Origin of the sequence: Klebsiella sp. 141240 (assembly GCF_050600805.1) — a bacterium.
In the GTDB taxonomy this organism is placed as follows: domain Bacteria; phylum Pseudomonadota; class Gammaproteobacteria; order Enterobacterales; family Enterobacteriaceae; genus Klebsiella; species Klebsiella aerogenes.
The window spans coordinates 260,229-270,900 of sequence record NZ_JAQIRK010000006.1 but is presented as its reverse complement, the minus strand read 5'-3'; the positions used below and the strand labels follow the sequence as shown (position 1 = coordinate 270,900).

Below are 10,672 nucleotides of genomic sequence, written 5' to 3'. Positions count from 1 at the left end.
GACTTGGTATTCATTTATTGTCCGAAGACATTAAGAATCCATGTCACTTTGAGTGCCCACACAGATTGTCTGATAAATTGTTAAAGAGCAGTTGCAACGCGGCTTTCAGCTCACCGTTGCGAGGTCCCGTATATTACGTTTTCCTCATTCAGAGTCAAGCGTTTATTTTCACTTTTCTCTGTCGGTTTTCAGCGTTGTTATTTACCGCTGAAACCCTGCTGACCCGGCGGCTTGCTTGCCGTTGTTCCGTGTCAGTGGAGGCGCATTATAGGGAGTTCTGAGACGTTGACAAGCCCTGTTTTCAAAAAACTTTTCAACCGTCTCTTTTTTCGCCAAAGGCGGTGTTAAAACCGTAAAAAAACGCCCTTTTGCTGTTTTAACCACCGAAACAAGCCGCCAGATGGCATACTGATGAAGTAGAAAAGAGAAAGGAACGGCATTCATGTCTATAAGCGCACAGCAGCTGGCGGCACAAAAAAACATCTCCTGGGTCATCGCGGAGAAGATCGCCCAAAAAATCCTCACCGGCGAATATCCGCCAGAGAGCATCCTTCCTGGTGAAATGGAACTGGGTGAACAGTTTGGCGTGAGCCGGACGGCAGTGCGAGAAGCGGTAAAAACGCTGGCAGCTAAAGGCATGCTGCTTCCGCGTCCGCGTATCGGTACTCGCGTTCTGGCGCGCAGCAGCTGGAACTTTCTGGATAAAGAGCTGCTCGCCTGGTGGCTGACGGAAGATAATTTTGCCGAGGTGGTTAGCCATTTCCTGGTGATGCGCAGCAGCCTGGAGCCTCAGGCCTGTTTTCTGGCGGCGATAACCGGCACCGCCGAGCAGAAAGCGCAGCTCAATACGCTAATGGAAGAAATGATCGAACTCAAAAGGCATTTTATCCGCGAACGCTGGATTGAAGTTGATATGGCCTGGCATGAACATATCTATGCGATGAGCGGCAATCCGTTTCTCACCTCTTTCGCGTCATTATTCCATTCGGTATATCAGACCTATTTCACCTCGATTACGCAAAATGAAGTCGTTAAACTCGATCTGCACCAGGCTATTGTTGACGCCATTCAGGAAAGCGACGGCCCGCGCGCGCAGCTTGCCTGCCAGACATTATTGAATACCCCAAACCACACAGGTAAATAAAGAAGGAAATGGCATGACCGGGAAGAAAGGGCTGAGTATGGCCGGACTGCCGTGGATTGCGGCCATGGCTTTCTTTATGCAGGCGCTGGACGCCACTATTCTTAATACCGCGCTTCCCGCGATTGCGCATAGCCTCGGTCACTCCCCGCTGGCGATGCAATCAGCCATTATCAGCTACACCCTGACGGTAGCGATGCTGATTCCGGTGAGCGGCTGGTTAGCCGACCACTTTGGCACCCGCAAGGTCTTTATCGTTGCCGTTAGCCTGTTTACCCTGGGCTCCCTCGCCTGCGCGCTTTCCACTTCGCTTCCCGAATTGGTTGTCTTCCGCGTTATCCAGGGGATCGGCGGCGCGATGATGATGCCGGTTGCGCGCCTGGCGCTGTTACGCGCCTATCCGCGTAGCGAACTGCTGCCGGTACTCAACTTCGTTACCATGCCCGGACTGGTCGGCCCCATCCTCGGTCCTGTACTTGGCGGCGTGTTAGTTACCTGGGCCAGTTGGCACTGGATTTTCTTGATTAATATCCCGATTGGCATCATCGGCATTCTCTACGCCCGCAAATATATGCCGGACTTCACCACGCCCCGCCGTCGTTTCGACACCAGCGGTTTTGTGCTTTTCGGTTTAAGCCTGGTGCTGTTCTCCAGCGGTATTGAGCTCTTTGGCGAGAAAATTGTCGCCAGCTGGCTGGCGCTGGCCGTCATCGCCCTGAGCGTCGTGCTCATGCTGGCCTATATTCGACATGCTCGTCGCCATCCCACTCCGCTGATTTCGCTCTCTCTATTTAAGACCCATACCTTCTCTGTCGGAATCGCCGGTAACCTGGCGACACGGTTAGGTACCGGCTGCGTGCCGTTCCTGATGCCGCTGATGCTACAAGTCGGTTTCGGCTACCCGGCCATTATCGCCGGCTGCATGATTGCGCCGACGGCCATCGGCTCAATTATCGCCAAGTCGACCGTCACGCAGATCCTGCGCTGGTTTGGTTATCGCAAAACGTTGGTGGGAGTCACCATCTTTATTGGTCTGATGATCGCGCAGTTTGCGCTGCAGTCGCCGGGAATGCCGCTTTGGCTGCTACTACTGCCGCTATTTGTACTGGGGATGGCGATGTCCACGCAGTTCACCTCGATGAACACCATTACGCTTGCCGACTTAACCGATGACAATGCCAGCAGCGGCAACAGCCTGCTCGCGGTAACCCAGCAGCTGTCGATTAGCCTGGGCGTGGCCATCAGCGCGGCGGTCCTGCGCTTTTATGAAGGGTTTGATAACGCCAGCACCATCGAACAATTCCACTATACCTTTATCACGATGGGTGCGATCACCGTGGTATCAGCGTTGATGTTTATGCTGCTCAGAGCCAAAGATGGCCGCAACCTGATAACGGAGCGGCACAAGCATTAAGCTGAACCGCGAATCACCAGCTCGGGGGTAAGCTGCACGCGCTGTTGTTTTTGCCCGGGTTCCGCCATGCGGTGAATCAGCACATCGATAGCCAACTCCCCCAGTTCATCTTTGGGTTGATGAATGGTGGTAAGCGGCGGGGTCATATAGCGCGCCAGTTCAATATCGTCATACCCCACCAGCGCCATATCCTGTGGAATACGCAACCCGGCCTGATACAGCGCCTGATAAGCGCCGACCGCCATCGCATCATTACCGACAAATACCGCCTGCGGCCGTGGCGTTAACGCCAGCAGTTGCTGCATCGCAGTAAAACCGCCGCCAAATTCAAAATCGCTGGTAATGACATAACCTTCGGCGACATCCAGCCCGGCGCGCGCCATCGCCGCATGATAACCTTCCAGGCGCAGTCGCGACGGCGTCTTATCCAGCGGCCCGGCAATGCAGGCAATACGGGTATGACCGCGATCGATCAGATACTGGGTCGCCATATCGCCACCGAGCAATGAATTATCCTGAATCAGATCGCTGTCGCCGTCGAAAGGCGCCCAGTCCATCATCACCGTCGGCACCGACGGATAACGCTGCATGATCTCCTGGGAAGGTTGATGCGTTTCGGTGCACAGCAGCAGCAGACCATCGACGCGTTTTTGCATCAACGTTTCCAGATTGCGGTTCATCCGCTGCTCATCGCCTTCGGTATTACATAGCACCAGGCTGTAACCGCGCTCGAAACAGCTACGCTCCACGCCGCGCACCAGCTCCGAATAAAACGGGTTGGTACTGGCGGTGATCAGCATGCCGATGGTTCGCGTCTGATTTAACTTGAGGCTACGCGCCAGCGCCGAAGGCGCGTAGTTAAGACTTTTGATCGCCGCATCAACTTTGGCGGTAATCGCCTCGCTGACAAAGCGGTCTTTATTAATGACGTGAGAAACGGTCGAGGTGGAAACGCCCGCGACGCGGGCCACATCCTTCATGGTAGCCAAGCATTACCCCTGTTGACGCAAGAATTCGTCGATCTCTTTGCGCCACGGCACAGACGGTTGCGCCCCCTTACGGGTGACGGCAATCGCGGCGGCGGCATGGGCAAAACGGATGGCGTCTGACACTTCACGCCCTTCCAGCAGCGCGGTGACAAATGCGCCATTAAAAGTGTCGCCAGCGGCAATCGTATCGATGGCCTGAACTTTAAATCCTGGAACCCGGCGGCTTTCGCCCTCGCAGCTTAACCATACGCCGCGGCTGCCGAGAGTAATCATCACCGTACCAATTCCCTTCGCATGAAGCGCGCTGGCGGCTTTCGCGGCATCGTCGTCGCTCTCAACGCGAATACCGGTCAGCTTTTCCGCTTCGGTTTCATTGGGCGTAATGACATCCACCAGCGCCAATAGCTCATCCGAAAGTTCACGCGCCGGTGCGGGGTTGAGTACCACCGTCGTCTGATGCTGATGGGCGATTTTCGCGGCGGCCATCACGCTCTCCAGCGGCGACTCCAGCTGCATTAACAATGCCTGCGCGCTGGCGATACGTTCTTTCTCCGCCTCAACCTGAGAAACCGATAGCGCCGCATTAGCGCCGGCATGAATACCGATGACATTCTCACCTTCCGCGTTAACGAAAATTAACGCGACGCCGGTAGATTCACCAGCAACGGCGCGCACCGGCGCCACGTCGATATTATCGCTCGCTAGCTGGCGGCGGACGCGTTCGCCAATGTCGTCATCGCCGGTACAGGCAATGAAGGCAATATCCGCGCCGCTACGCCCGGCAGCCACCGCCTGGTTAGCGCCTTTACCGCCGAATGCGACCTGATAGTGGTTTCCGGTGACGGTCTCACCTGGAGTAGGGAAGGATTCAAGGTTAAGAATGTGATCGGCATTGATGCTGCCAAGGACGACAAGTTTGCCTGCGGTTTTCATCATCTTTATTCCCGGGAAAGCGCGCCACCGGACTCCGGTGGCGCATGCCCTGCTTTTCTTTTTATGTTGTCCCTCGGGCCGTTGCCGACCCGAATCGCATTTTACTGCTTAATGACCAGTTTCAGCTCAACCGGATAGCTGGCATCCACTTTTTCGCCCTTCAGCACTTTATCAGCGGTTTCGACGCCTTTAACGCCGATCTGCTCCGGCAACTGGGCGATAGTCGCTGCCAGTTTGCCACTATTTACTGCTTTTTCGCCATCCGGAGTGCCGTCAAATCCAACCACCATCACATCAGATTTTCCTGCAGTCTGCAGCGCACGCAGCGCGCCCAGCGCCATTTCGTCGTTCTGCGCAAACACCGCCTGCACGTCCGGATGCGCCGTCAGCAGGTTCTGCATCACGTTCAGACCTTTAGTACGGTCGAAGTCAGCAGGCTGGCTGGCCAGTACGTTGAACTTATGCGCCGCCACGGCCTGTTTGAAACCTTCGCCACGCTCGCGCGCCGCAGAGGTACCAGCAATACCTTGCAGCTCAATCACTTTCGCGCTTTCGCCAACTTTCTTCGCAATATAGTCGCCGGCCATTTTACCGCCCAGCACGTTATCGGAAGCAATATGGCTTACCACATCGCCTTTAGAAGCCTGGCGGTCAAGGGTAATGACCGGGATTTTAGCCTGGTTCGCCATCTTCACCGCATTGCCGACAGCATCGGAGTCGGTTGGGTTAATCAGCAGCAGCTTAGCGCCGCGCACCGTTAAGTCCTGTACGTTCGCCAACTCTTTTGCCGGGTTATTTTGGGAATCCAGCACCACCAGGTTGTAACCCAGCTTATCGGCTTCTTTCTGCGCGCCGTCTTTCAGAGAAACGAAGAACGGGTTATTCAGGGTAGAGATAACCAGTGCGATGGTATCTTTCGCCATCGCGTTTGCGCTAACGGTCGCGCTTAGAGCAACAGCAGAGACCAGGGTCGCCAGTTTTTTCATATTCATAGTTAAGATGTCCTGTAGAGTTCTCAGTTACTGCTTTTTGTTATCTACCAGTACCGCCAGCAAAATCACCACCGCTTTGACGATCATCTGGTAATAGGAAGAAACGCCTAAAAGGTTCAGACCATTGTTCAGGAAGCCAAGGATCAACGCGCCAATCAGCGTGCCGACGATGCGCCCCTTACCACCGGCCAGGCTGGTGCCGCCAAGTACGACCGCTGCAATCGCGTCTAATTCATAGCCTGTCCCCGCCGTTGGCTGCGCAGAGGAAAGACGCGCCACTTCGATGATACCGGCCAGTGAAGCCAACATCCCGCACAGCGCATAGACGATGATTTTCACTCTATTCACGCTGATGCCGGAAAGCCGCGTCGCCGCTTCGTTACCGCCCAGCGCGTAAATATAACGGCCCAGGCGAGTATGGTGCAGCATGTACCAGGCCGCCAGGAAGACAATCGCCATAATCCATACCGGCGTCGGGATCCCCAGCGGGCGTCCGATACCGAACCAGCCAAATAGATCGGCGTTATCGCTAAAGCCGGTGTTGATCGGGCTGCCGTTGGTATAAACCATCGTCACGCCGCGCAGCAGCAGCATCATCACCAGGGTGGCGATAAACGCCTGCACGCGACCTTTCGCGACAATTACCCCGGTCACCGCGCCAATAGCCGCACCGAGCGCCAGCGCTGCGGCAACGGCCACCAGCGCATTCACTTCGATACCGACGATAGACGCCGCGACGGCGCCGGTCAATGCCAGCAGAGAACCGACGGACAGGTCGATTCCCGATGTCAGAATGACCAGCGTCATCCCGACCGCCATGATGGCGTTAACGGAAGTCTGCTGCAGAATATTGAACAGGTTATTGACGGTAAAAAAGTTGGGGCTCATGGTCGAAACGATCGCGATCAGCACCAGCAGGGCGATCAGCGACTTTTGCTCCATCAGCCACGCTTTAGTGAAATAGCGGCGACCAGTAACAGCCTGGGTAGTCATCTTTTTTACTCCTGATTCACACGGTTAAGCTTGCCCACAGCGGCAGCCATCAATACTTCCTGGGTGGCCTGCTCGCGTGTGAATTCACCGCCGAGATGCCCTTCATGCATCACAATGATGCGATCGCTCATGCCCAGCACTTCCGGCATCTCCGAAGAGACGAGAATGATGCTCAGGCCATCGGCTTTAAACTGGTTAATCAGCTGGTAGATCTCTTTCTTCGCCCCGACGTCGACGCCACGGGTTGGTTCATCAAGGATCAGCACTTTTGGCCGGGTCATCAGCCCGCGAGCGATAGCGACTTTTTGCTGGTTACCGCCGGAAAGCAGACCTATTGCCTGCTCCATTGAAGGCGTCTTCACATTAAACAGCCGAATGAAATCACTGACCGCCTGCTGTTCATCTTTATGCTTAAGGCTGCCGCCCGCCCGGCTGAAGTAGCGCAGCGCGGTCAATGACATGTTCTCTTTGACCGACATTCCGAGCACCAGGCCATCACGCTTACGGTCTTCGGAGATATAGACAATGCCGTTAGCCAGACCATCCTGCGGTGAACGGGTGACAACTTCATGGCCATCCAGCGTCACGGAACCGCTGCTACGCGGCAGCGCGCCGTACAGCACTTTCATCAGTTCAGTACGTCCGGCCCCCATCAGCCCAGCGACGCCAAGGATTTCGCCCTGACGCAGGGTAAACGTCACGTTTTCCACACCGGAGCCGCAGAGATTATCGACCTTCAGACGGACCGCGCCCGGCGCCTTATCGAGATGCGGATATTGATCTTCCAGCTTACGGCCAACCATCATCTCGATCAGTCGGTCTTCATCCAGCGAAGCCACTTCGCGCTCGGCAATAAATTGCCCGTCGCGGAATACGGTGACGTCATCGCAGATTTCGAAGATCTCTTTCATGCGGTGAGAGATATAGACAATGCCACGCCCCTGCGATTTCAATTCGCGAATGACGCGGAACAGCGATTCGGTCTCGGTATCGGTCAGGGCATCGGTGGGCTCATCCATAATGATGACCTTCGATTCGAAGCTCAGCACTTTGGCGATTTCCACCATTTGCTGATCGCCAATCGAAAGATCGCCCACCAGCTTCTGGCTGTTAAAGCGTAAATTCAGCTTCGCCAGCAGCTTGTCCGCTTCGGCATACATCTTTTTCCAGTCGATTTTGCCAAAGCGGTTAACGAACTCGCGGCCAAGGAAGATGTTTTCTGCAATCGTTAATTGCGGGATCAGGTTGAGTTCCTGGTGAATGATGCCGATACCGGCTTCCTGTGAGGATTTTGGGCCGTTAAAGGTCGTTTCTTTACCTAACCACAGCAAAGAACCGGCATCACGGGTATAGATGCCGGTCAGTACCTTCATCATCGTAGATTTACCGGCGCCATTTTCCCCTACCAGCGCCATTACCCGGCCGGCATAGACATTCAGCGCCGCGCCCGAGAGCGCTTTGACGCCAGGGAACGCTTTATCGATCCCTTTCAGCTGTAATAAAGCTTCCATGACGGCGACCTCAGAAAGTGACGCCAGCACAGAGAATAATATTCGCAAACGGGGAACACTCCCCGCTGCGAATTACCGCCTGACTATCTGCGGTTTGTTTTTTGAACTGCTCATGACTGGTGTAACGAATTTCAATCGTATTTCCCTGGTGCTGCTGCAGCTGCTCAAGATGATTGAGCAACGTCGCGTGGAGTTGCGGATTATGGGTTTTAATCTCTTCCGCGATGACCGCCGCCTCAACCTGCATTTCCGTCGTTACGACTTCCAGTACCTGCATAAAAGAAGGTACGCCCTGAGTAAGCGCCATATCAATGCGCGCGCTGCTGCGGGGAACCGGCAACCCGGCATCGCAAACAACCAGCGTATCGGTATGACCGAGGCGGGAGATAACGGAAGAAATATCAGCGTTAAGTACGGTGCCTTTTTTCATTTTTTCTCTTTTGCTCCACTAGCGAAACGTTTCGCTGGACTAAGTATTGTCAATCAGCGAACAGAAAACCACCGGCAGAAGAGAGAAATGTGATCGCCATCGAAACGTTTCGCAAGACGTGGACAAGAAGTTACATCAAGATGTGAGAGACAAAAAAGCCCTTCGTTATTGAAGGGCTTTTTAACATCAGATTTCCACCTGCGTACCGAGTTCGATAACCCGGTTGGGCGGGATTTCAAACTGATCCGGCGCGCGCAGAGCGTTACGCTGCAGCAACAGATACAGTTTGCCGCGCAGGCGCAGATACCATGGCCGTTTGCCGATAATCAGCGACTCGTGGGACATAAAGAACGACGTTTCCATCATTCGACAACTCAACCCTTCCAGGCCGCAGCGATGGAACACCTCTTCGACGTTCGGCGTTTCACGCCAGCCATAGCTTGCCACGACGCGCCAGAACGACGGCGACAGTTGCTCAATCTGCACGCGGCGAACGTTATGCACATACGGGGCATCTTCGGTGCGCAGAGTCAGCAGGATCACGCGTTCATGCAACACCTTGTTGTGTTTCAGGTTATGCAGTAGGGCAAAAGGGATCACGTTCAGGGCGCGAGACATATAGACCGCGGTACCCGGCACGCGCACCGGCGGCGATTTCTCCAGCGAGGAGATCATCGCTTCCAGCGAGTTGCCATGCTCATGCATCCGGCGCAGCAGGCGGAAACGCTCGCTCTTCCAGGTAGTCATCACCGTAAACATCACCAGGCCCAGTGATAACGGCAACCAACCGCCGGAGACGATTTTATCGAGGTTCGCCGAGAACAGCGGAATATCGATACACAGGAAGGCCACCAGCATCAGGCCGACAAACAGCTTATTCCAGTGCCAGTTTTTGCGCGCCACGGTCGCCGACAGAATGGAGGTCAACACCATGGTGCCCGTTACCGCAATACCGTATGCCGCCGCAAGATTAGAAGAGTGCTCGAAGCTGACAATGACGATGACCACAGAAACGTACAGCAGCCAGTTAATGAACGGGATGTAAATCTGCCCGGACTCCATTTCCGAAGTATGGATAATGCGCATTGGCGACAGATAGCCCAGACGCACGGCCTGGCGAGTCAGCGAGAAGACCCCGGAAATCACCGCCTGCGAGGCGATAACCGTCGCCAGGGTCGCGATAATCAGCATTGGGATCAGCGCCCATTCCGGCGCCAGCAGGAAGAACGGGTTTTTAATGGCTTCCGGGTGCTTCAGCAGCAGCGCGCCCTGGCCAAAATAGTTAAGCACCAGTGATGGCAGCACCACCGAAAACCACGCCACGCGAATCGGTAGTTTGCCGAAGTGGCCCATATCGGCATACAGCGCTTCCACACCGGTAATCGACAGCACCACCGCGCCAAGCGCAATAAAGGATACCGTTTTGTACTGCAGGAAGAAATGTACCGCCCAGTAAGGGTTAAGCGCCTGCAGAACTTCCGGGTTATCGAGGATACTGCGCGCGCCAAGCACCGCCAGCAACAGGAACCAGATCAGCATAATTGGCGCGAACAGCTTGCCGACCATCCCGGTACCGTGTTTTTGAATAGCAAATAGCAGGGTTAGTACAATAATGGAAATGGGGACAATCCAGGTATCCAGCTGTGGGGCGATAATTTCCAACCCCTCTATCGCCGACATCACCGATATTGCCGGGGTTATCACTACTTCACCATAGAAGAAGCTACCGCCAATCAGGCCGAGTATCACCAATACGGAGGTCATCTTTGCCGAGGTGTTGCGCCCCGCCAGCGACATCAGCGTTAAGATCCCGCCCTCGCCGGCGTTATCCGCCCGCATCACGAAGGTGATGTATTTAATTGATACGGTGAAGATCAACAGCCAGAAAATCAGCGACAGAAAGCCAAACACCGCATCGCGTTCAACGCCAAAGCCAAACTGGCCTGACAGACATTCGCGAAGAGTATACAGTGGACTGGTACCGATATCGCCGTAAACCACGCCGATTGCCGCCAGCGTTATTGCCGGCAACGATTGTTTATTATCAGTGCTCATAGACTAGTCTTTTCGTTTATAAAACAAATGTGTGCCTAGTCCCTTGGCCCACAAAAAGCGCACAGTATGCACGATTATTTGCTGAATCGTACCCCTAACTGACACCATATTAACTTAGCTCAAAGAAAATAAATCGATTCTTCAGGCTATTACCACCCCTAATCAAACATCTATACTCGACGCAATAACGACACACGACAAAGCACGCAACTCT

At 54.5% G+C, this 10,672-nt stretch carries 9 protein-coding genes; 2 read left to right on the top strand and 7 right to left on the bottom strand.

Translation table 11 applies throughout. From position 1 onward, the window contains the following. The first annotated feature begins 442 nt into the window (after positions 1-442). Together PGQ95_RS14115 and mdtD are read left to right on the top strand one after the other, a co-directional pair. A complete protein-coding gene (locus PGQ95_RS14115; RefSeq protein ID WP_430918447.1) occupies positions 443-1,144 on the top strand; it encodes a FadR/GntR family transcriptional regulator in 702 nt (233 codons plus the stop codon). 13 nt (positions 1,145-1,157) lie between these two features. Further along, positions 1,158-2,555, top strand: a complete 1,398-nt coding sequence (mdtD, locus tag PGQ95_RS14110) for a multidrug transporter subunit MdtD (protein ID WP_430918445.1) — start codon at positions 1,158-1,160, stop codon at positions 2,553-2,555. Here mdtD and rbsR read toward each other — a convergent pair. The 7 genes from rbsR to kup form a co-directional block, all read right to left on the bottom strand. Continuing rightward, positions 2,552-3,544 (bottom strand): ribose operon transcriptional repressor RbsR, encoded by a 993-nt coding sequence (gene rbsR, locus PGQ95_RS14105; RefSeq protein ID WP_087858857.1) that lies wholly within the window; start codon positions 3,542-3,544, stop codon positions 2,552-2,554. The two genes, mdtD and rbsR, sit on opposite strands and share 4 nt — an antisense overlap. Positions 3,545-3,547: 3 nt before the next feature. Then, complete coding sequence (rbsK, locus tag PGQ95_RS14100; protein WP_183269082.1) at positions 3,548-4,480, bottom strand: ribokinase; 933 nt, start codon at positions 4,478-4,480, stop codon at positions 3,548-3,550. Positions 4,481-4,578: 98 nt separating this feature from the next. Next, entirely contained in the window at positions 4,579-5,469 is an 891-nt protein-coding gene (gene rbsB, locus PGQ95_RS14095) for a ribose ABC transporter substrate-binding protein RbsB (RefSeq protein WP_015368990.1), read from the bottom strand. 27 nt (positions 5,470-5,496) lie between these two features. Further along, on the bottom strand, positions 5,497-6,462 hold the full coding sequence (gene rbsC, locus PGQ95_RS14090) for a ribose ABC transporter permease (protein ID WP_015368991.1): 966 nt from the start codon (positions 6,460-6,462) through the stop codon (positions 5,497-5,499). Between the two features lie 5 nt (positions 6,463-6,467). Next, the gene (gene rbsA, locus PGQ95_RS14085; RefSeq protein WP_015368992.1) at positions 6,468-7,973 is read right to left on the bottom strand and encodes a ribose ABC transporter ATP-binding protein RbsA; all 1,506 of its coding nucleotides are present in this window, start codon (positions 7,971-7,973) and stop codon (positions 6,468-6,470) included. 10 nt (positions 7,974-7,983) lie between these two features. Beyond that, positions 7,984-8,403: a D-ribose pyranase gene (rbsD, locus tag PGQ95_RS14080; RefSeq protein ID WP_087858858.1), complete on the bottom strand. Its 420-nt coding sequence runs from the start codon at positions 8,401-8,403 to the stop codon at positions 7,984-7,986. A 186-nt stretch (positions 8,404-8,589) separates the two neighbouring features. Then, on the bottom strand, positions 8,590-10,458 hold the full coding sequence (gene kup, locus PGQ95_RS14075; protein WP_015368994.1) for a low affinity potassium transporter Kup: 1,869 nt from the start codon (positions 10,456-10,458) through the stop codon (positions 8,590-8,592). Positions 10,459-10,672 lie beyond the last annotated feature (214 nt).

Coding starts and splice junctions, on each gene's coding strand:
- PGQ95_RS14115 (WP_430918447.1), top strand. CDS start 443: ATGTCTATAAGCGCACAGCAGCTGGCGGCACAAAAAAACATCTCCTGG.
- mdtD (WP_430918445.1), top strand. CDS start 1,158: ATGACCGGGAAGAAAGGGCTGAGTATGGCCGGACTGCCGTGGATTGCG.
- rbsK (WP_183269082.1), bottom strand. CDS start 4,480: ATGATGAAAACCGCAGGCAAACTTGTCGTCCTTGGCAGCATCAATGCC.
- rbsB (WP_015368990.1), bottom strand. CDS start 5,469: ATGAATATGAAAAAACTGGCGACCCTGGTCTCTGCTGTTGCTCTAAGC.
- rbsC (WP_015368991.1), bottom strand. CDS start 6,462: ATGACTACCCAGGCTGTTACTGGTCGCCGCTATTTCACTAAAGCGTGG.
- rbsA (WP_015368992.1), bottom strand. CDS start 7,973: ATGGAAGCTTTATTACAGCTGAAAGGGATCGATAAAGCGTTCCCTGGC.
- rbsD (WP_087858858.1), bottom strand. CDS start 8,403: ATGAAAAAAGGCACCGTACTTAACGCTGATATTTCTTCCGTTATCTCC.
- kup (WP_015368994.1), bottom strand. CDS start 10,458: ATGAGCACTGATAATAAACAATCGTTGCCGGCAATAACGCTGGCGGCA.